Source organism: Acetobacter papayae JCM 25143 (genome assembly GCF_000613285.1).
In the GTDB taxonomy this organism is placed as follows: domain Bacteria; phylum Pseudomonadota; class Alphaproteobacteria; order Acetobacterales; family Acetobacteraceae; genus Acetobacter; species Acetobacter papayae.
In genome coordinates this window covers 1-21,761 of the sequence record NZ_BAIN01000003.1, presented here as the reverse complement: position 1 = coordinate 21,761, position 21,761 = coordinate 1, and the positions used below count along the sequence as shown (strand labels likewise).

Sequence of the window (21,761 nt, the reverse complement as noted above, 5' to 3'; positions counted from 1 at the left end):
TTAATTAGTGTAATTGTGTTGCACTGAATCTATATGCCAAGATTATTTTGTATGAAAAGAAGGTTCAAAACGCCTGGCAAAACTATGAACCGAACACTTTGAGGCAGAGGCTGCAAAAGCGAGGGGGCGACAAACAGCGGTAATTCACGCAAGGAGTCGTTCAACCACGCAAGAATACACGCCCTTCAGACAATGTCTTCTGTAATGATAAGGACATCCATCATGAACAAAACCGATACACGCCCTGTGGTAGAAGCTTTTTATGGCATCTCCTCCCCATGGGCATATTTGGGGTTTCCCAAGCTCAGGCAGATCGTTGCGCAGGAAGGGGCCAGTCTGATTCTGCGGCCTATCCGTATTATTCAGGCTAATGGGGGCATTCCTCTGCGCACAAGGCCTGTCGCGCGTCAGGAATATCACCGTGTGGAATTACGTCGGTGGCGTGACTTCCTGAATCTACCCCTGAATCTGGACCCAAAGTTTTATCCATGCCGAACCATCGAACCCGCCGCACGTCTGGTTATTGCGGCTGATCTACAGGGGCTGGATGGAGCTGGACTTTCATGGGGTATCCAGTCCGCACTATGGGCGCAAGACCGGGACATAGCAGACCCTGAGACACTCTGCGCATTGGTGGAGGAAACAACAGGTACAGACGGGAAAACCCTTCTGGCAGCATCAGACACACCAGAAGTCATGGAAGCGTGGCTCAAAAACCTTGAAGATGCTGAACATCTGGGCATTTTTGGCACACCCACTTACGTCTTGGGTAATGAACTGTTCTGGGGTCAGGACCGTTTGGACTTTTTACAGCGTAAATTGCAGAGCATGAAAACGCTCAGTCATGCGGTTATGGAAAAAGAAAATACTGTTTGAGCATTTCGAGGCGTTTGTTCGACACCTAATCCGACTTTGCGTTACCGCAAAGTCGGGACTAGGCATATAAAGAGCTAAAAACTCCTAGGTCTTTAATATAGCCTTAGAATTTCGTTCATTATAACCCGAACAAAACACCAAAACTCAATAAGTATTATGTAAATTAAATCACACTATAAATTTCATTCTATACGTATATTTTCTATTTTTCAGAAATAAATCACTCACCTCTTTTCTGATCAGACGCGCAAGAAAAATGAACACGAAAGCTGCCGTTTTGTACGGCACAAGCCATTTCTCTTCGCCGTAACATCCACCGACTGACAGGCCACCCCCTGCCCTTGTTCAGTTGCCACGCTGGTTTTCAAACACAGCCCGCCCGGCTCCTTCAAGAACGGCATCCGCTTGGGGTGTATGAATGCGCCCACACAAAACATTACGGTAGTGGCGTTCGAGCGGATTGTCCTGACTAAGACCGGGGTTGCCTGTCACCTCAACAGCCCGAGCAACAGCCATAATGGCGTTTTCAGTTGTCAGGCGCTTGACTTGCGCGGCTTCGCTTGGACTGATCATAAGATTTTCTGCCCGCACCAATGCGAATTCCAGCAAGGCACGGTTGGTAAGCAGCAACCCGTCGATTTCTCCCAACACAGCATGAAAACGCGGCAGTGTCGAAAGCGGGTGCCCAAGCGCAGTCGGCACGCGACTTTCGAGAAAGTCTATCAACCAGTTACGGGCTGAACGTGCGATTGCATCATACAGCACAGGAACAATAACCATGTGCCAAGTAGCCAGCGCAGGGGTTTCCGGATTGACATGATTGCTTTCGAAATTGATGAGATAGCGCTCGGGCACTTCTACATCTTCGAAAATAATCGTGTCGCTGCCGGTAGCGCGCATCCCAAGATGGTGCCAGCTTTTCTCTATCCTTATGCCCGGTGAGGCAAGCGGCACCAGAACCTGACCAATGCGTGGGGTCTCTTCCGCTGTGGCGGCCCAGACGACTCCCCAATGCAGCGCTGAGGAGCCGGTGGAAAAAATCTTGCGGCCTGAAAGCAGATAACGGTTCTTATCCCTGCGTATCCGCGTAGCCGGAATACCACCGCGTGCCGGGGTTCCTAGCTCCGGCTCGACCCGCAATGCGTTGAGCAGCGCACCGGAACGGACAATGGTTTCAATAACTTCGTCACGCACGGTGCCCGGCCACCTTTCAGACCGCACGATAGCAACGGTCTGAAGATACTGCATGGCGAGAATAAGCGCCGTAGAAGGGTCACCTTCCGCTACCTTTCCCACAACAGTCGCAATTTCGCGCAATGAGGCACCGCCGCCGCCCTGCTGCCGTGGCACCGCCAAAGCGAGATACCCCCCCTTGCGCAGGTCTTCGATATTTTCGAACCCGATCTCACCTTTACGGTCGGAATCGGCTGCGCGCGAGGCGAAGCGCCGCACCAGTTCATCTGGCACATCACTTGCGATATCAGGCATTGTATTGATCCATGATCCGTTCATAGTGCCATTAATCCATTTGCTGTCAAACCGGTTTTGTGCATGCCAGACAGGTTCAGAAATTCCATCTGACGTTCAAAATGAATATTTGGCTGATACAAAAATCGTGCGTGGATCAGCAAAATACACGCCCTCGTAATACGGTGCATACACAGTGGCACCGGTTTTTGTTGTTTCCTTCATCAACCCAAGGCTTTCAGACTGGATATATCTGTGATCGAGCAGATTGCGGCCTGTCGCCTGAACACTCCAGTGCCTGTCGGGACTGCTCCAACTGGCCATGGCGTTGATATAAGTCTGTGGCGCGATCCGGGTCTGCGGATTAATGGCCGAACTGGTATAGGCGGCAGTCTGGAAGGAAACATCCGCACCAATTTCAAACCGTCCGGGCAGGTTAAGCGGAAGATGGTAGGTCAGCGCACCCATTGTCTGGAAACGAGGAGAATAAGGTAGGGCAGCCCCGGCATAGGGTGTTGTATTGTAAACCTGACCGCTGGCCAGCGTAACCTGCTGCCTCGTTCCCGAATAGCTGTCGAGAACAGCATAGAGGTAAGAGGCGGTATAATGCAGGTCTAGATCTTTTGTAATCTTGATGGAGGTTTCAATCTCGGCACCGGCCGAATGTCCGTTACCTGCATTATAACGCTGGGTTAGGCCGGTCAGCGCGTTGGGTACGGTCAACTGAATATCGTCAAACTGGTTCCAGAAGATGGCACCGTTAAAACGTACGCGACCCGGAACCGGGTCTGCCTTGACACCGATTTCGTATGTAGTGACGGTTTCCGGCCGATAAGGCGTAGTGGCCTGTAACGCGCCTGTAGCGCTTGGGGTCTGAGCACGAAAATCGAAACCGCCAGATTTACCCCCTTGTGAAATCGACACATAGGTCATGAGATTGGGCAGAGCCTGCCAGCTCAATACACCCTTGGGGAGCAACTGAACGTAGCTTGTAGATGCATCAGCCTGCCAGGCAAGGCCGGTTGGCGCGCCCCAGTTCAGGGCAGCAAGTGCCTCTGTCGGGGTTGCAACATATTTTGAAGAGGCAGGCCCCAGATAGGACAGGGTTTCACTATTCGAATGACTTTCCCAGTTAAAACGCAGGCCCGCCGTAAAGGTCAGGGTCGGGGTGATATGGTATGTGGCATCCCCATAGACAGCCCAGTTACGGTTAAGCTGATTTATGTTGCCAAAAACCGGGATGGTCAGCACATCGGGCGCGGTATTCGTGGCAAGCGTACCCTGCGCGTTATTCGCCCATCGCTGCGTAAGCCATGCTTCATACAGGAAGTAAGCCCCCGTGTTGAAACTGACCTTGCCGTAATCTCCATGCAGGTGGATATCTTCTGAATAGGCACGGTTACGGTAATTCAGATTTTGTGTGGCGCGTGAATAGTAATCGCCAAAATTGTCATACATGCCTTTATCGTCGTAACCCCGTATGCCGGTCGTCGCATGAAGGGAAAGATGTGAAGAAAGCGTATAGCGGATATTGGCGGTAAACCCTGCTTCGCTATAGTTATTTTTAGGATAGATCCGGTTATAGTTGCCGTAAATGTAAGGATTGAGCAGGTTACCAACACCACGGTTTGTGCTGCCATCCACTGTGCCGTCAAATGCCAGTGTAATGTCCCAATCCTCATTCGGCGTGAAGCGCAGTTTGCCACGCGCCTGCGTATAGTCGATGTCGTTTGTGCCTTTATTAACCGTGTAGTTATGGTCGATGCTATCACGGGCATGACGGCCAAAGGCTATGCTGCCATAGACCTTGTCACGAATAAGCGCACCGCTGGCCGCGACCCCCACCTGATATTCATTATACGTGCCATAGCCGGTCTGGATTGCGACATGGCGCGTATTGGTCGGCACGAGAGTATTGATCCTTACCGCCCCACCTTCAGATTGGTGACCTGAAAAAACCACCGGCCCGCGGTCGATCTGGATATCCCCCACATCCAGCAATTCCTGCATGGTGCCCATATTGCGGGTCAGGTAAACACCATCGATATAAGTCCCTACCGATGGTTCACCCTGCGGGTCGATTTCTCCTATGCCACGAATGAAATAATTATTGACCGAATAACCAGGCATGCTGTTGGGAATATACAGGTTAGGCGTCAACCGCGCCAGTTGTCGGGTGTTCTGGACACCCAGACGCTCAAGTGTCTGCGCTGTCAGAAGCGAGGCTGATACCGGCGTTTTCTGTAGTTCCTGCAATCGCCTTTCATTCCGTGAGCGACCGCGCACCGAAAGTGTCTCACTACCTCCCACCAGAGCACGGCCAGCAGTTTTGGTCGTTTTTGTTCTGCCATGCGTCCCGGACGGCTCTTTACCTGCAATGGCTGTCGATGTTGTATCTGGCTGTCTGGTGGCCTGTTTAGAAGGCCGCGAGGTGTGTTCCGCTGCCTTGGCCTCGTATCCGGCAACATTCAGAAGAACTGCGCACCATGCCGCCCCTAAAACATGAGGCGCTCGTGAACGCATTTTTCTTGCGGCCATGTCATTCACTACATAAGCTTTGCTTGATATGGACATAAAATATCCTCAAATATAGGGAATATTCACATTGAATTGCATCTTTACAAATTTGTATCGGAAATTTCCGTGGAGTTTCAATTCTATTCCCCAATAATTTCCGTGATTTATATCAAACAGAATTATAAAAAAAACTGAAGTATTTTAAGTATATTTTTATAATTGTGAACTATTTAACCCTGCATACTACAAAGCCAGAAACAGAACCGCTGCCCGCATATACAGGATTCAAAAAAGGCATATCGAGGCGTGCCACTCTGTGTAACGCGCCCTGATATGCCAGCTATAGATCATTTCTTCCTGAACTCTATTGCCTAATCAGATGACATGACCGATCCAGATGCAGTTTCTAGTGACCCTCATCCCACCTGCGTTTGCCTGAGCTCATAACGGTTGACGGCAAAAGGCAGGCCAAGATTCTCGCGGAATGTTGCATGTTCATATTCATTCCGGAACAGGCCACGCTTTTGCAGAATGGGGATGACGTGCTCCACGAAAAGCTCAAGCTGACCGGGAAGCGGTTCAAAAACAACAAACCCATCCGCTCCACCAGTTTCGAACCAGTTTTGTAGCGCATCCGCCACTTTTTCTGGCGTACCAACAAAATCACCACGGGGCGTAGCCAGTTCGAGCGCAATCTGCCGGATCGTGAGATTGGCGTCTTTTACCCGCTTGAGAATGCGCTGAGAGGCACTCTGGTTACTCTCATTGCCAATATGCGCGACATCGGGAAACGGACCATCCAGATCATATTGCCGGAAATCGAGATCATTGAAAGAGCGAGCAAGGAGGCCCAGCCCCGTGTCGATGGAGGTCAGGGCGACAAGCTCCTGATACCGCGCTTCAGCATCTTCGTCCGTCAGGCCTATAATGGGGGCCACACCCGGAAGAATGAGCGGCTCATCCGCCTTGCGTCCCAGTTTTCTGGCGCGTCCTTTCAGGTCTTTATAATAAATACGGGCTTCCTCCAGATCAGCAGGACCGCAGAACACCGCTTCCGCATGGCGTGCGGCAAAGCCGCGACCCGTATCGGAAGCACCAGCCTGAAAGATCACCGGTTGCCCCTGAGCAGAACGACCGATATTGAGCGGCCCCCGCGCCTGAAAGTAACGCCCGGTGTGGTCAAGACGGTGCAGCTTGTCAGGGTTTACGAACACTCCACTGGCCTTGTCACCTACCAGCGCATCGTCCTCCCAACTGTCCCACAGGCCTTGGACAACTTCCAGATGTTCAGCCGCAATACGGTAGCGTTCGCTATGGGCCGGATGCTCCTTTCCCCCGAAATTGGCGGCGGTATCACTCAGCCATGACGTAACGACATTCCACCCGGCCCGGCCATGACTAATATGATCGAGGGAGGCAAACTGACGTGCGACATTGAAAGGTTCGGTGTAGCTGACACTCAGCGTTCCCACCAAGCCGATATGTTCGGTTACGGCGGCCAGTGCTGAAAGAATGGTCAAAGGTTCAAAACGATTGAGATAATGTGGACTGGATTTTTCGTTAATGGAAAGACTGTCTGCCACAAACAGAAAGTCGAACTTTCCTTTTTCAGCCAGTTGCGCTTGTTTGCGATACAGCGCGAAACTGGTGCTGGCGCGCACGTCGCGGTCTGGGTGCCGCCAGTCGTCCCAGGTACGACCCACACCATGCAGAATGAAACCAAGTCTGATTTTGCGTTTTTGTGTCATGTCGGTTGGCTTTCCGTCAATGGATTGAAAGACCCGCCGCACGATCGTTGAGGCAGCGGCAAATCAGAAATTTATTGTGGAGATAGAAATGAATAAATAATAATAAGAAATCTTAATTCATTAAATGTGTCATGCAAAACAAATCAGAAAAACACATAATCCATTTGAAAGTAATATTATTATTTATTCAAAATTCATCCTTTTTCTCTTTTTATCCATGCAGTGATGAAAACAATGCATCGGAAAAAACATGCCGCAGATCCAGATCCGCCGGTATCAGGCGCTGCTCGATGAAGGTATCCGCAACGATGCGTGCACTCTGAATATCGTTTTCCGTCCATGGCCGTATCCGGTAGGAACGGTTCTGCGCCTCCAGATCACGCAGGACAGCCTGCTGAGGCAACTGAACGATCGGTGCCACAACTTTAGCCCAGTGTTTCTTATCATGCGCCATAAGTGCATAAGCTTTTCCAAGCCGACTGAAGTAGTCGGCCACCGCCGCACAAAAGGCAGGGTCAGGCAACCGTGCCGGATTGGCCCCGAGAAAATAATGGCCCGAAAGAATATCCTGCGCGCTTTGCAGGATACGGGCGGAGCCGTCGTTTTCAAGCAGCGGAATGATATATCCGTATGTAGCCCAGGCATCGAGACTGCCAGACTTCAGGGCTGTCACTCCCTGGCTCATCCCAAGCGGGACGAGTGTTACGTCAGTCTGGCCAAGACCAGCCTGCTGCAACATTTTCAACAGAAAATAATGGGCGGTGGTGGAGCGGATATAGCCGATTTTCTTTCCGCGCAAATCAGCAAAGGAGCGGGCGGGAGAGTTGGCTGGCACCACTACGGCCTGATCGGTCGATGGCCCCTCAAGTGTTGCAACCACCTTCACATTCGCACGGGAGGCGGCAATGAAAACAAGGGGAACTTCGCTCCACGCCCCCAGATCGACCGCGTTGGCATGAATAGCCTGCGCGATGAGATTTCCCGAGTTAAACTCACTGAACTCAACCTTGTAAGGAAAATCAGCCAGATTGGTGGCAGGTAACAAAGATGAATCCCACCCCCGATAGCTGGCAACGCGCAACGTAACGGAGGAAAGGTCCGCCGCATGGGCCGAGCGGGGGCCGGATGTAACGCTCCCCGCAAGAAGAGCCAGCGCCCCGAGGTTCAGACGACGGCGAGAAAACTGTACAGACATGAAAAACCCTTCATCATTGAGGGATAAATTCAACACAATGCAGAAACAGCGCCACGCCAGAAGCGGTCTTCTCAGGCGTCAGTCGAGAAGATCCGGCTCCTGCGCCACGATCCAGTCCCACAGCGGCTGAAAGGAAAAATACCCGCCCAGATCGCTGCCAACCTGAGAGGCCGTTTTACGGGCAACATCCGGGGCGATTGGTCTGACCGTGCCTGCGGCCTGAGCCAGCAACTGGGCATGCGCGGCATTATCCATGGTAATGAACCACCATGCGGCGGCTTCGACCGAAGTGCCAACGGTCAGCAGACCATGATTCTGTAGGATTATGGCTTTGCGATTACCCAGTGTCTGGGACAGTTTTTCCCCTTCGCTGTCTTCCAGCACGACACCTGAAAACGGGTTAAAAAGGGCATGGTCATCGTAAAATGCGCAGGAATCCTGTGTCAGAGGCAGAAGCGGCGTGCCAAGTGCTGAAAAAGCCTTACCATAGGTGGAGTGGGTGTGGGCGGCGGCGATAACATCCGGACGGGCTTTGTGCAGGGCGGAGTGAATGGTGAAACCCGCCGTATTGATAGGCCTGTTACCGATCAGAATATTGCCATCATGATCAACAAGCTGAAGATCTGAAGTCCTGATTTGTGAGAAATGTACACCCAGCGTTGATCCAGTACCGTTCGGGAAATTCAGGATCTCGCGCGGTAACATGTCCTGCCAGTCCCTGATCGAAACCATACCGCCCGAACAGGCGGAATGTCGCGGCCAGACGCTGCCTGCGGTGCAGGCGTTCTTCCTCGTGAGAGGCTACCGGTTTACGCGGGGTAAGCTGGAATGCACGAGCTTGTGGTGCAATGATTGTGTCAGGGGCAATGGCGTTCATGTTCTGTCCTTCGGTTTGCTGGCCATATCGTTGGGGAACAACCTGTGGCCATGGGATAGGGTTGAAGTCAGTAACCGCGCGTGGGGTCTATGGTATCGAGAAGCGGCTCCCCCGAAAGATAGCGCGCGAGATTGGTTCGGATACGCTGGGCAAGATTGGCCCGCACTTCCGGCCCGGCCCAACTGACATGCGCTGTCAGGCTTACGCGTGGGTGGATATAGAACGCATGTCCGTCTGGCAGCGGCTCCGGTGTGGTGACATCCAGCGTCGCGAAAGCAGGGCGGCCCGCATCCAGCGCCGTCAGCAACGCGTCCTGATCGATCAGACCACCACGCGCGACATTGATAAGATGCAGCCCAGGGCGGCTTTGCGCGAGCACATCAGCATTTACGATCCTGTGTGTTTCCTCTGTTAGTGGCATAGCCAGAACCAGATGATCAGACTCGCGGAACAATTCGGCTAATGTTTTTACTATCTTGAAATTTTCAATATCGCTTTCATATTCAAGACTCTTTCTGTCCGCGTTGTCTGCTGACCATGATTTGCGGCGCAAAACGCAAAGACGCATGCCGAAAACGCGCGCCCGCGCAGCTATGGCGCGACCAAGAGCACCATAGCCTGCCAGCCCCAAAACCCGCCCGTGTAAGGTGCCCATACGGATGGCGTTTTGAGACCCAGCCTGAACGCCGTTCCGTGCCGAGAGCGTGATTTTTTCCCATTCCCGTGATGAGGTGGGATGCAGCGCATCAACCTGTCGCTCATGCCGCAGAAGAGCCGCCATGACGTATTCGGCAATAGGTGTCGCTGCGTCTCCTCGTCCACAGGTTACAATCCTGTCCTGTGTCACCCATTTTGGAAAACCATCTATGCCAGAAGATGCAATCTGTACCCAGCGCGGCCCGCTCCGCCATTCTTCAGGTGGGTTGATGGGCGCTTGCAACCATGCTGGTGATGGCGCAGTAAAGAGGATGTCCGCCCCATGCGTAAGCCATGGCAGGGTATTTGCATTCCCGACTGGCAGAATCCTGACCTGCTGCGCGTATTCTGCCAGAACCCCCGCTACGGGAGCGCCGATCTGGTTAAGCAGGAGGGGACGTGAAGGCGCCATTATGGCTGCTGCATGCTGTCTGCGCCATGTGCGCAGATTCGACGACTGATAGAAACCATTTTATAATTTATCTTTATATATTTTTCTCTTTTTCTTGATATTCCAAATACCAAACCATCTGGATAGCTGCGAATGTTGAGAGAACCAGTCAGCTCAGGTGACATATGCAGCTCCTTTAATGACAGCATTTCCCAGTGATATGAAAGAAATCACCAGAGTTAATGTGCATCAAGTGAGGAATACTCAACCTGCACTTCATCTCTGTTAATACGCCTTGCAAAGTCCACAAATTACCGAAGTCCTTAAACGGCCTTCACATAGTACAATCCATGGTTTCTGCGCCGCTTCAGCCTAGGCATTTCGATCAATGAATTTGCCTCAAGTAAAAGATGACAAAAACTCCTTATGAAACGCAGATGGTCTTACGGGAGAATTGAACGATCCCACTTTTTCCATTGAGGCCTTTGATGACGACACCCGTAGCTGCCGACTCTCTTCGTGCAAAGTTTCGTGCTCTTGAAGAAGAGCGCAGAGTTACATGGGCGCCTGAAGCACTAGCCATCAACATCAATCAGCGTGCTCTGCTTGTGCATGAACATGGCACCGCAGCAGCCGCGCGCATCGTGCATGAAGGGGATATAATCCCGGCCTTCACTCTGCCTTCTGTTGATGGTGGAACCGTATCTTTAGACGATCTGGTCAGGCATGGACCGGCAGTGCTGGTATTTTTCCGTTTTGCTGGCTGCCCTGCCTGCAACCTGGCCTTGTCGCACTATCAGAAAACGCTCTGGCCAACACTCCATGCCGCCGGAGTACCTCTGGTGGCAATTTCACCCCAACCTGAAATAGCCCTTTCTGAAATCGTCAAACGTCACAGCCTGCCTTTTCCTGTTCTGACAGATAGGGGACTAGCCCTGTCACGCACGCTGGGAATAACCTACACCTATGACGAGGCATCACGTCAGGCGGCCGTTACCCAAGGCACCAGCAGTGCCACAATAAACGGTCTTGATAATGTCTGGGAGTTACCAAAATCCACCATATTGATCGTAGGGCCCGGTCGACGCGTTTATTTTGCTGACGTTTCTCCTGACTGGATGAACCGCACGGAAAGCGCTCATGTTCTGGCTGCTCTGGCAGCTACCGGATTGAAATGCCCCTTGCTCCGTTGGGATCATGAAGGGATGCCATGACGCAAAACTGTGCCATACCCGCTAAGTATATGAGTCCAGACAATCAGAGATGATAAAAAACTACAAAGCCAATAGCACCCCATGCGGAATTCGAACCAGTATTGCGCCGCGATATTGTAAAGAAAAAATATTTAAATACTACCAGAGAACACCCAAATTAATTTTTATTATTCTACTAATTGTTGCCCGACTTCATATTCATGATAGTAAAAAATATTTCTTTTTGCGGCATTAGGCTCCCAATGTAGCCTCCCTTCACCGAGCAGAAATACTTAATATGCAAAAAAACAGTGCTTTGCGCAGATTTTATATTCGTATTTTCATCAATAAATCGAAAAGTATTTATTTATATTCAGGGACCATCTCATGCACAGTCGTTCACGGTCTTTATTCTAACCGTAAACCCACAAGTTCGAGCACATCAAGATTCTGCCTTTTCGTCTCTTTGGATACAATATTACGACCCATATTATGCATGAAATTAATGGTTAAATGAATTCAAATCATTTCCATTCACTATTCCATTAGGGCATAAGACAGGCACCGCTACTTAACAGCAGACATGACCATTACCGCTTAAGAAAATCAGAAACAAATGTTGGGGGCCCTTGAACCACCACAAACCAAATTCTGGTTTTTCGTGCGAAAAGGCAAGCAGAACCAAAATGATTCAGGATTCAACATTCAATATCCACCGACTCCGCTTTGATGAGAATTACCATCCATCGGATAGGACTCGTCTCACGACCAACTTCGCCAATCTGGCACGAGGGGAGAGCCGGCAGGAAAACCTGCGCAATGTCCTGCAAATGATTGATAATCGTTTTAATGACTTGGCGCGATGGGATAACCCTAAGGGTGATCGTTATTCCATTGAACTTGAAATCGTTACCGTAGAAATGGATCTCGCCTTTGCGGGAGCGCGTGGAAGTTTTCCTCTAATCGAAGTTCTTTACACAACAATCATCGATAAAAGAGACAACAAACGCATAGAAGGTCTGGCAGGGAACAGTTTTTCCTCTTATGTGAGGGATTATGACTTCAGCGTATTGCTGCCTCATTACAATAAAGACAAATCAGAATTCAGCGTGCCCGATAACTATGGTGATTTACACGGGAATCTCTTTAAGAGCGTCATGAATTCCAGTGCATACAAGAAAAACTTCAGGAAGCTTCCTGTCATATGCCTTAGTGTCTCCACGAACAGAACCTATCACCGGACAGAAAATCAGCATCCTGTTCTGGGCGTTGAATACCAGCAGCGTGAATTCTCACTGACAGATCAATATTTTGAAAAAATGGGCATGAAGGTCCGTTATTTCATGCCTGCCAACAGTGTCGCACCTCTGGCGTTCTATTTTTTTGGTGATCTTTTGTCTGATTACTCCACTCTGGAGCTTATCAGCACCATCAGTGTGATGGAGTCTTTTCAGAAGATTTACCGTCCTGAAATTTACAACACCAATGCGGCGGCGGCTGATTTTTTTCAGCCCAGTCTGAAGTATCAGGATTATTCCAACACCCGAATTGTCTACGACCGTGAGGAACGTACCAGTTGGCGACCGCACAGGGGAAATATACGGAAGAGCATTTCATCAAGCCGTATCATACGATTCTTGAACAGTGGTCTGCCAGTTACGCCGCCTGATCCATCCAAGACATAAGGACATCTTTCATGAAAACGCTTCTCCCCACCTCAACGGCAGGTAGCCTGCCCAAACCCTCATGGCTCGCGCAGCCCGAAACACTCTGGTCTCCCTGGAAACTGCAGGGAGAAGAACTGATTGAAGGCAAGCAGGACGCTCTGCGCCTGACACTGGACGATCAGGATCGCGCTGGCATTGATATCGTCAGCGATGGTGAGCAGACACGTCAGCATTTTGTCACGACGTTTATTGAGCATCTTAGTGGTGTTGATTTTGAGAACCGTCAGACGGTTAAAATTCGCAATCGCTACGATGCGAGTGTGCCGTCCGTTGTCGGTGCCGTGGCACGCGAAAAGCCAGTGTTTGTCAAAGACGCAAAATTTCTACGCACACTGACAAAAAAACGCATCAAATGGGCGCTACCTGGCCCCATGACCATGATCGACACACTCCATGATGGACACTACAAGAGTCGCGAAAAGCTCGCATGGGAATTTGCCAAGATTCTCAATCAGGAAGCAAAAGAACTGGAAGCGGCTGGTGTCGATATCATTCAGTTCGACGAGCCTGCCTTCAATGTTTTCTTTGATGAGGTGAATGACTGGGGCATCGCTACACTAGAAAAAGCCATTGAGGGACTGAAATGCGAAACCGCAGTTCATATCTGCTATGGCTATGGCATCAAAGCCAATGTGGACTGGAAAAATACTCTTGGCAACGAATGGCGGCAGTACGAAGAGATATTTCCCAAGCTGCAGAAATCCAATATCGACCTGATTTCTCTTGAGTGTCAGAACTCCCGCGTTCCGATGGATCTGATCGAGCTTATTCGTGGGAAAAAGGTCATGGTTGGTGCCATTGATGTGGCCACCAAAACCGTTGAGACACCAGAGAAAGTCGCGGATATTTTACGAAAAGCATTGCAGTTTGTCGATGCAGACAAGCTCTATCCCTGCACCAACTGCGGTATGGCGCCTTTGCCGCGTGCCGTGGCACGAGGCAAACTCAATGCTCTGGGCGCGGGTGCTGAAATCGTTCGGAAAGAACTCTCAGCCTGACAGGCCGCCTGTCGAGCGTCATGGAGGGCATGACGCAGTTCATGCCCTCCATGACCTCACCCGAACAGGGTGCGCAGCATGAATGGAGGAGCACCTTCTTGTGTCCGTTCGGAGGCGTCAAAATCTGGCAGGCCTTCTCGCTCATCAATACTCTCAGCCCTTACGGAACATTCTCTCAATTTCTCCGTTGCGCAGTGCTCCGTTGGTCGTGCTCCGAGCATATGGGCAATCGCGTAAGTCAGGTCAGAGCGATTCAACGTTGAAACATGAAATTCGTTGATTCCGTAAGATTGTAAATGACGGATCTGGTCTACCGCCACGATGCTGGCGACCACACGCCGGAGTTCAGGGTTCTCAACGGTTCCTTCGAACAAATGCGTCAGCCATGCTGGCACCGTTACCCCGCATAATGCTGAGAAACGTATGATCTGCTCGTAGTTCGAAACTGGCATAATGCCGGGAATGATCGGTGCGGTAATTCCGGCAGCCAGACACCGGTCGAAAAAACGCAGATAGGTTTCAGTATCAAAGAAATACTGGGTTATGGCCCGTGTCGCTCCGGCATCAAGCTTACGTTTGAGGTTATCCAGATCGGCTTCTGGGCTTGACGCTGTAGGATGGGTTTCGGGGTAGGCAGCAACAGAAATTTCGAAATCCGCAACACGACGCAGGCCAGCCACGAGGTCGCAGGCATGGCCATAGCCACCCGACCGCGGGATGTAGTCAGCCGCGCCAGTAGGAGGATCACCACGCAGGGCAACGATATGCTTGACGCCTGCATCCCAATAACGATGGGCGAGGTCATCCACGTCCTCACGGGTCGCGCCGACACAGGTCAGGTGAGCGGCTGGAACAAGATCCGTCTCCTGCTTCAAACGCAACACGGTAGAGAGCGTGCCAGCCTGTGTAGTTCCGCCGGCCCCATAGGTGACCGAGACAAAACTAGGTGCAAGCGGCGCCAGATGCCTGATGCACTGCCAGAGCCGCTGCTCCATCGCGTTTGTTCTCGGCGGAACAAATTCGAAAGAGAGCCCTGGCACAGGCCTATCCGTGGCACACAACGAGCTATGATCGGTCGACTGGCTGGAAAGCCAGTTTTTGACTGCGCGGTTCATGTCAGCCCTAACAAGGAACTGTTTATCATGCCCCTCTTATAAAAAGGATGTTTGCTTTTAACCTCTGCATCGGAACCTGCGGCAATGGCTGTTGCGACCATGAAAAAAATCCGAATGAAACATGTAGGAGGTCATGATATGAGTTTATGAAAATGAACTGAAATGATATGTTTTTATGACTATATGAATCCTGTGCATTGGCGAGGTGAACCATGGGTGTTTTGGAACGCAGTCACCTGACAATCATTCAGGAAGTGGCGCGAGAAGGTTCATTAACGGCAGCGGGATACGCCTGAACCTGACCCAACCAGCGCTCAGCCATTCTATCCGCAAGATTGAACAGCAGCTTGGCGTCAAGATATGGCGGCGAGAAGGACGATCCCTTGTGCTCACGCAGGCAGGCGAATGGCTATTAGCCTTGGCGAACCGCCTGCTTCCACAGTTTGAACTGGCGGAAAGCCGCCTTGAACAATTTGCAAATGGTGGCCGGGGCACACTGCGTATCGGCATGGAGTGTCATCCCTGCTATCAGTGGCTCCTCAAGGTGGTCTCGCCCTATCTGGAGAGATGGCCAAAAGTCGATGTAGATGTCAGGCAGAAATTCCAGTTTGGTGGGATCGGCGCACTCTTCAGTAACGAAATTGATATTCTGGTCACGCCTGACCCGCTTTACAAACCCGGTCTGAAGTTCACCCCGGTATTTGATTATGAACTCGTGCTGGCTGTTGGCCCCGAACATCCTCTCCGTAATGAAAAGTTTGTTTTGCCAGAACAGCTTGCCGATGAAACATTGATTACCTATCCCGTGCCGTCTGAACGTCTTGATATTTACACGCAGTTTCTGCAACCAGCAGGGATTGCTCCACGACAGCAGAAGCAGATCGAAACGACCGACATCATGCTGGTCATGGTGGCGCATGGAAGGGGTGTCGCAGCACTTCCGCGCTGGCTTGTAAAAGAATATGCCGCCCGTTTTGAACTTTACCCAATCAGACTTGGGAAAAAGGGCATTGCAAAGCAGATATTTCTTGGCCATCGGGAGACCGATGAAGACATTCGCTATCTGCGCGATTTTATTGAATTTGCAGCTTCACCTCGCGCCTGAAGTCAAAGATTCCGTTCTTTATCACGAAACAGCCTCATCTTTTTCAGAGAGTAAGTAGATTAGAAAACGCTCTTTTTTCCCAAAACCCACAAACATCCGCCGATCAAATCTTCGGCAAGCACAGCATTGCATCATGCGTTGCTATGGACAGGGTGCCAATAGATCAGGCCGTCGATTGCGCTTGCTACAGACCCGGCAATGCCAAGAAAGGTTTACCGACAATTTGACCCGGAATACCTGAAAGGAATTGCCTGCACACAGGGTTCCTGATGACATTGAATGAAATTTTGGATTGAAAAACCCAGCAAAACCAATGGTGTCCCGTACGGGATTCGAACCCGTGTTGTCGCCGTGAGAGGCGATGTCCTAGGCCTCTAGACGAACAGGACAAGCTGAGGCATGGCGCTTCCTAGGGGAAAAACCCACCATGCACAAGTTTTTTATTGGATGTGAAACGCCACAGGTATCCGTCCTGTCAGGGGGGGATGGGTCGGGGGCGTGCACTGCATGGAGCGCGCGGTTAGCACCGCCTGTTCATCCAGATCATCATAACCCGTGCTGCGGATCAGATGCGCCTCCACCACCTGACCACCGGCATCCAGCACCACCTGCACCATGGCTTCGCCCTCTTCCTGCAACTGGCGCGCCATGGCCGGATAACGGGCATGCACGGGTGAGCACGACAGTTTTTCCGCTCCTTCAGGCTGAGCCGCCGCAGGTGGGCGTGAAAGCACCGGGGCAGCCTGCGGCGGAACACTGCGTGCCGTCAGGGATGTAGTCGGGGCTACTGTTATCTGCTGATGCGAGGCTGACAGTTTACGCGGCAAAGAGGCGGATGGCAGATCGCTTTCTTCCTGCATTGCGGCAGGCGGTGTCACCATTGGTGGCTGTGTCTCGGTCTGCTGCGTATTTTGTTCCGGCACAGGCACCGGACGCGGAGCAGGGGGAGCGGGAGGCTCAAAAACCATGGCTATTGTTGCCTGCGTGCTCCCTACGGGCTGTTCACGCGGCCAGAACAGAAGCCCCCCCGCAACAAGCCCATGCACCGCCAGCGCCACCGCAACAACACCAGCCAGTCGCCCGTAACCATGACGGGACGCTAACCCGCTCTCTGCCCTGTCATCAGGAGGGATCAGGCGTTGCCACATATCTACACCGGGCATTGTTCTTGCGTTAGTCATCCCGTTTCAACCTGCCTTCCGGCACCAAGAATGCCATAGGACACGGATATTTGACAGAGACCCGCTAACAGGCGCACAACCGGAGCGCCCTAGCCCCCGCGCATGTGGCCCAGTTGTAGCAACCGGATTTCGTGATGTCTGTCCGCCACCCCATGCTCAGAAAGCTGTTGCTTTGGCCGCTCCTGCTGCTGACGCTTGGTGGCTTTACGGGCCTGCAGGCCATACAGACGCTCTCGCTACCCAACGAACTCCCACGTGCAACCCTGATCCGCGTTACCGGGATCGATATCGCCCCCAATCAGAGCGCCACAACTGCGCATCAGGCCATGCCGATGGGCATGCCCGGCATGGACATGGGCACTGCCGCGCAGGATACCCACCACCCCGCACCGGCAGACACACACGCCCCCCTTTACCACCGGGCGGGCATGGCTCCGCCGGGTCAGGCCCCGCCCTCGGACTGCCCGGAACACAGCCACGATAACGGTGGCTGTCCGCTCTGCTCTTTCCTTACCCTTACCGTAGCGATTCCTTCTTTCGCTATCACGCTGCCTACTCTGCTGCTGGGTTGGCACCGTTCTGCCCTGCCAACAGCACACATAGGGCATTGTCCGGCTATCAGCCTCGGCCTACCCCCGGCCTGTGGCCCGCCCACTTTCCTCGCACAGCTTTAATAGCCCGGTCACGCACCTGCCCCTGCGCGCTCCCTGAACAGGAACACCGCATGGGTGGGATATTCCGGCTCCCTGCTCGACAGCCATAACGCACATCTTTTACCGCAGCATGCCACCTGACTGGCCTGCGCGAAAAAGTCATGCACGCGGGCACGGTCAGGCAGAAAACCGGCGCGTGACCCCCGAGGATTCCAGTTTCAGGACCGTTTCAGTATGTCCCGCTTTAATAACGGCCGTATCGCTTACGGCTGCCCATGGGTCATTGCGTTTTTTGGCATGATCCAGCCCGCATTTGCCGGAACCATCGTAACCCTGCCCCGCGTGGATATTTCCACCACGCAGGCCGATGGCACGCAGGATGAACCCTCTCTTGCCGATGCCCCGCTTTCCGCCTCCAGCCCCGATAAGGCAAGCCAGCGGATGTCGCGTCTTTCCAGCCCGGATTCTGCCTCGCTGTTACAGAACCTGCCCGGTGTTTCCACCTACGGCGGTGGTCGTCTGGCCAACCTACCAGTGCTGAACGGCATGGCGGATGATCGTGTGGCAACCGTGGTAGACGGTGTGCGCATCGCCCCCGCCTGCCCCAACCACATGAACCCGGCCCTGTCTACATAGATCCCGACAGCGTGCAGACCGCCACCGCAACGGCAGGCCTGACCCCCGTGAGTAATGGGGGAGACAGTCTGGGCGGCACCATCAACGTAGAGCGGGCAGACCCGCGCTTTGCCCGCCATGGCAAAATTCTGGTGACAGGGCGCGCGCGCGGCACCTATCGCAGCAATGGCGGTGCCTATTCGGCCGCAGGCAGCCTGACCGTAGCCAATGATATACTCAGCCTGCGTTACAACGCATCGTATGATGAGTCGGGAGATTATGATGCAGGCGGCGGGCTTGGCCGTGTCCTGTCTACCGAATATCTGCGCTATACGCATGATGTTACCCTGGGCATACACAAGCGCAACCACCTGTTTGTGCTCACATTCAGCCAGCAGGATGCCCCGCGCGAGGGTTTTCCCAACCAGTATATGGATATGACCAACAACCGCTCCACCGCCGTGAACGGTAAATACGTAGGCACATTCAACTGGGGCACTCTGGAAGCACGCGGCTATTGGCGGCGTGTCACCCATGCCATGAACATGCTGCCCGACAAAACCGGCGACATGCCAATGAACGATGATTCCCGCACCGCCGGATATGCGCTCAAGGCTACGATCCCACTCGGGCTGGCCCACACACTGCGCCTTGGCAGCTCCTTCGACCATGAGGGGCTGAACGACTGGTGGCCGCCCATAGCAGGCAGCATGATGATGGGGCCGGATACATTCCACACCATCAATAACGGCCATCGTAACCGACTGGGGCATTTTGCCGAATGGGAGGCCCACTGGACAGAGCGCCTGTCCACCCTGCTAGGCCTGCGCAATGATCTGGTTATGATGGATACCGGCAATGTCGCCCCGTATTCATGGACCGGCATGATGAACGCCACAGACGCGCAGGCGGCACAGGCTTTCAATGCCCGCAACCACGCCCGCACGGATGTAAATTTCGATGTCACAGCCATGGCGCGTTACCGTGTGCGGGATGATCTGGATATTGAAGCAGGCTATGCCCGCAAATCCCGCGCACCAAACCTGTACGAGCGCTACGCATGGGGCCGGGGCACCATGGCCTCAACCATGATCGGCTGGTTTGGCGATGGTAACGGCTATGTCGCAATATCGACCTGAAATCCGAGGTCGGCCACACCGCCAGCATGACATTCCGCTGGCACGACCCTTCGGCGGAAAACCGTTGGGAACTGAAAGTACAGCCCTATTACACCTATGTTCATAACTACATCAACGTACAGGTGCTGCGCTCGCTGGCCAGCAGCAGCAATAAACTGAACGGCTCGCTCCTGCAGTTCGTCAACCATGATGCCCAGATGTACGGCATCAACTCATCCGGCCATTACACGGTGTGGAATACGCCCGCCTACGGCAAGGGCGAACTGACAGGCACGCTCAGCTGGGTACGCGGGCAGGATATGGTCAGCCATTCAGGCCTGTACCAGCAGATGCCGCTCCATGGCACGCTGGCCCTGAACGAAACCGTAGGTCGGTGGACAGGGCGGGTAGAGCTGGAACTGGTCAAATCCAAAACCACAGTAGACCAGATCCGCCTTGAACCCCGCACACCGGGTTACGCGCTGCTCAATCTGGGGGGCAGCTACACATGGCATATGATGACGCTTAGCGCTGGGATCGATAATATTTTCAACCAGCGTTACTACATGCCGCTGGGTGGTATTTTGGTGGAAACCGAAAAAAGCACAGGCCAGCATATCGGCGTGCCCGGCATGGGGCGCTCCTTCAATGTCAGCCTTGCCGCATCGTTCTGAACACCAGACAGGCCCCGGCACAGGCCGGGGCCTTTGTGGCTTAACCTTCAAGGGCGGACAGACTGCGGTCGATCCGGGCCAGTTCCTCTGCGCTAAATGTAGCATTTTTGAGCGCATCGAGGGTTTCATCAAGCTGGGCCACAGTACGCGCTCCCGCAATAGCGGATGTTACCCGCCTGTCACGCAGGGTCCAGGCAATGGCCATCTGGGCAAGGCTCTGACCACGTGCACGGGCAAGGTCATTGAGTTCACGCACGACTGTTAAGAGAGCAGGCGTAAGTGCGCCTTTGTCCAGATAACGGCTTTTGGCCGCACGGGATTCCTCGGGCACGCCGTTCAGGTATTTGTCGGTCAGCAGCCCCTGTGCCAGCGGCGAAAACACGACACAGCCCGCGCCAATTTTTTCAAGCGCATCCAGCAGGCCGTGCTCGATATCACGATTGAGTAGCGAATAAACCGGCTGATGCACCAGCAAAGGCACGCCTTCGCGCTGCAGGATTTCAGCCGCTTTCAGCGTGCCTGCTACATCGTAGGAGGAAATACCAACATACAGCGCCTTGCCCTGCCGGTACGCATGCACCAGCGCGCCAACGGTCTCTTCCAGCGGAACATCGGGAGTGGGGCGATGCGAATAGAAAATATCCACATACTCAAGCCCCATGCGTTTAAGGCTCTGATCAAGCGATGCCAGCAGATATTTGCGCGAACCACCCTGACCATATGGGCCGGGCCACATATCCCACCCAGCCTTGGTGGTGATCACCAGCTCATCACGATGAGCCTGAAAATCACGCCTGAGGATTTCACCAAAATTGCGCTCGGCTGAACCGTAAGGCGTGCCGTAATTATTGGCGAGGTCAAAATGGGTCACGCCCCGGTCAAATGCCCGCCGCACTACCGCACGAGCGGTTGCGAATACATCTGTCTCGCCAAAATTATGCCAAAGCCCGAGAGAAATAGGCGGCAAATCCAGACCGGACAGACCACAGCGCCGAAAAGATGCAGCCTCATACCGTGCGGGAGAAGGAAACCAGTCCATAAAACAATCCTGTCAGAAAACAAAAAACGCGAAATGAAACCAAAGCCGCTTCAACTACCTGTGGCTACTCTGCCGGAACCATGCGCTCGACCGGCGCACGCACAGCATTCCGGCTGTGCAGAGATGGCCCTGCCGCCTCTGCCCCACCCTGCCGGGGCGCGCCAAAGACGCGCTCCAACCAGTCGGGAGAGGCCCATACCCATAACAGCCCCCATGCTACCAGATAGGACAAGCTGCACAGCCCCAGAACCACCGGCATGGGCACCCAGCCTGTCAGCCATAACAGCCCGGCTCCACCCAGATTGCCGCAGAATGCGCCAATCCCCATAATCCGCCCGACAAGCGGGGCTGGTGCCCACTCGGTCATGAGCGCGAAAAGATTGGTAGAAAAAACCTGATGGGCCATCAGTGTTAGTGCAAAAATACCCAGACTGACGACAACCGTGTGGCTGTCGTAAACAAACAGCATGGGCACCACGCAGCTGCCGCCACACCCATAACCAGACGCCGCGCCCGCTCGCGTGAGCGCAGAGCGGTCTGGAACAGGCCGGGCAACAGCCCGCCCACAAAAGCGCC

Annotated in this window: 14 protein-coding genes, 1 tRNA gene and 4 pseudogenes; 7 read left to right on the top strand and 12 right to left on the bottom strand. The window is 53.1% G+C overall.

Features of this window, described 5'->3' with window-relative positions; all coding sequences use genetic code 11:
• Nucleotides 1-222: 222 nt before the first annotated feature.
• Nucleotides 223-876, top strand: coding sequence for a 2-hydroxychromene-2-carboxylate isomerase (locus tag JCM25143_RS01500; RefSeq protein ID WP_025859788.1), 654 nt, complete (start codon nt 223-225; stop codon nt 874-876).
• Nucleotides 877-1,221: 345 nt separating this feature from the next.
• On the opposite strand, the gene JCM25143_RS01495 is transcribed toward JCM25143_RS01500, so the two are convergent.
• The 7 genes and pseudogenes from JCM25143_RS01495 to JCM25143_RS22210 all read right to left on the bottom strand — a co-directional run bounded on the left by JCM25143_RS01495 (nt 1,222) and on the right by JCM25143_RS22210 (nt 9,952).
• Entirely contained in the window at nt 1,222-2,364 is a 1,143-nt protein-coding gene (locus tag JCM25143_RS01495; RefSeq protein WP_035370322.1) for an acyl-CoA dehydrogenase family protein, read from the bottom strand.
• Between the two features lie 96 nt (nt 2,365-2,460).
• Entirely contained in the window at nt 2,461-4,653 is a 2,193-nt protein-coding gene (locus JCM25143_RS01490; protein WP_234394848.1) for a TonB-dependent receptor, read from the bottom strand.
• Between the two features lie 623 nt (nt 4,654-5,276).
• Nucleotides 5,277-6,608 (bottom strand): LLM class flavin-dependent oxidoreductase, encoded by a 1,332-nt coding sequence (locus JCM25143_RS01485; RefSeq protein WP_025859785.1) that lies wholly within the window; start codon nt 6,606-6,608, stop codon nt 5,277-5,279.
• Nucleotides 6,609-6,819: 211 nt separating this feature from the next.
• A complete protein-coding gene (locus JCM25143_RS01480; RefSeq protein ID WP_035370320.1) occupies nt 6,820-7,803 on the bottom strand; it encodes an ABC transporter substrate-binding protein in 984 nt (327 codons plus the stop codon).
• Between the two features lie 78 nt (nt 7,804-7,881).
• A pseudogene (locus tag JCM25143_RS15810) lies at nt 7,882-8,680 on the bottom strand (class II aldolase/adducin family protein).
• A 67-nt stretch (nt 8,681-8,747) separates the two neighbouring features.
• On the bottom strand, nt 8,748-9,788 hold the full coding sequence (locus JCM25143_RS01470; RefSeq protein WP_025859783.1) for an NAD(P)-dependent oxidoreductase: 1,041 nt from the start codon (nt 9,786-9,788) through the stop codon (nt 8,748-8,750).
• Nucleotides 9,788-9,952: a hypothetical protein gene (locus JCM25143_RS22210; RefSeq protein ID WP_159101572.1), complete on the bottom strand. Its 165-nt coding sequence runs from the start codon at nt 9,950-9,952 to the stop codon at nt 9,788-9,790. Before JCM25143_RS22210 ends, JCM25143_RS01470 begins: the two co-directional genes overlap by 1 nt.
• Before the next feature lie 303 nt (nt 9,953-10,255).
• Here JCM25143_RS22210 and JCM25143_RS01465 point away from each other — a divergent pair, with 303 nt between their 5' ends.
• From JCM25143_RS01465 to JCM25143_RS01455, 3 genes are all read left to right on the top strand, one after another.
• Nucleotides 10,256-10,981, top strand: a complete 726-nt coding sequence (locus tag JCM25143_RS01465; RefSeq protein WP_025859782.1) for a peroxiredoxin-like family protein — start codon at nt 10,256-10,258, stop codon at nt 10,979-10,981.
• Between the two features lie 665 nt (nt 10,982-11,646).
• The gene (locus JCM25143_RS15805) at nt 11,647-12,645 is read left to right on the top strand and encodes a putative oxygenase MesX (RefSeq protein ID WP_234394847.1); all 999 of its coding nucleotides are present in this window, start codon (nt 11,647-11,649) and stop codon (nt 12,643-12,645) included.
• 11 nt (nt 12,646-12,656) lie between these two features.
• Nucleotides 12,657-13,685, top strand: a complete 1,029-nt coding sequence (locus JCM25143_RS01455) for a methionine synthase (RefSeq protein WP_025859781.1) — start codon at nt 12,657-12,659, stop codon at nt 13,683-13,685.
• Nucleotides 13,686-13,741: 56 nt separating this feature from the next.
• Here JCM25143_RS01455 and metF read toward each other — a convergent pair whose 3' ends face one another.
• Entirely contained in the window at nt 13,742-14,800 is a 1,059-nt protein-coding gene (gene metF, locus JCM25143_RS01450; RefSeq protein WP_025859780.1) for a methylenetetrahydrofolate reductase [NAD(P)H], read from the bottom strand.
• Nucleotides 14,801-15,012: 212 nt separating this feature from the next.
• Between metF and JCM25143_RS15800 the strand changes: the two are divergent.
• Nucleotides 15,013-15,905 (top strand): annotated as a pseudogene (locus JCM25143_RS15800) (LysR family transcriptional regulator).
• A gap of 314 nt (nt 15,906-16,219) precedes the next feature.
• On the opposite strand, the gene JCM25143_RS01440 reads toward JCM25143_RS15800, so the two are convergent.
• Nucleotides 16,220-16,294, bottom strand: a tRNA-OTHER gene (locus JCM25143_RS01440).
• A gap of 51 nt (nt 16,295-16,345) precedes the next feature.
• Nucleotides 16,346-17,086, bottom strand: coding sequence for an energy transducer TonB (locus tag JCM25143_RS01435; RefSeq protein ID WP_081773431.1), 741 nt, complete (start codon nt 17,084-17,086; stop codon nt 16,346-16,348).
• Between the two features lie 134 nt (nt 17,087-17,220).
• Here JCM25143_RS01435 and JCM25143_RS20535 point away from each other — a divergent pair, with 134 nt between their 5' ends.
• Together JCM25143_RS20535 and JCM25143_RS15790 are read left to right on the top strand one after the other, a co-directional pair.
• Nucleotides 17,221-17,760, top strand: a complete 540-nt coding sequence (locus JCM25143_RS20535; RefSeq protein ID WP_025859778.1) for a hypothetical protein — start codon at nt 17,221-17,223, stop codon at nt 17,758-17,760.
• Nucleotides 17,761-18,036: 276 nt separating this feature from the next.
• Nucleotides 18,037-20,146: pseudogene (locus tag JCM25143_RS15790) on the top strand (TonB-dependent receptor domain-containing protein).
• Nucleotides 20,147-20,186: 40 nt separating this feature from the next.
• Here the strand turns inward: JCM25143_RS15790 and mgrA are convergent.
• Together mgrA and JCM25143_RS15785 are read right to left on the bottom strand one after the other, a co-directional pair.
• A complete protein-coding gene (gene mgrA / locus JCM25143_RS01420) occupies nt 20,187-21,185 on the bottom strand; it encodes an L-glyceraldehyde 3-phosphate reductase (protein ID WP_025859777.1) in 999 nt (332 codons plus the stop codon).
• A 64-nt stretch (nt 21,186-21,249) separates the two neighbouring features.
• Nucleotides 21,250-21,761: pseudogene (locus tag JCM25143_RS15785) on the bottom strand (hypothetical protein); the annotation flags it as partial.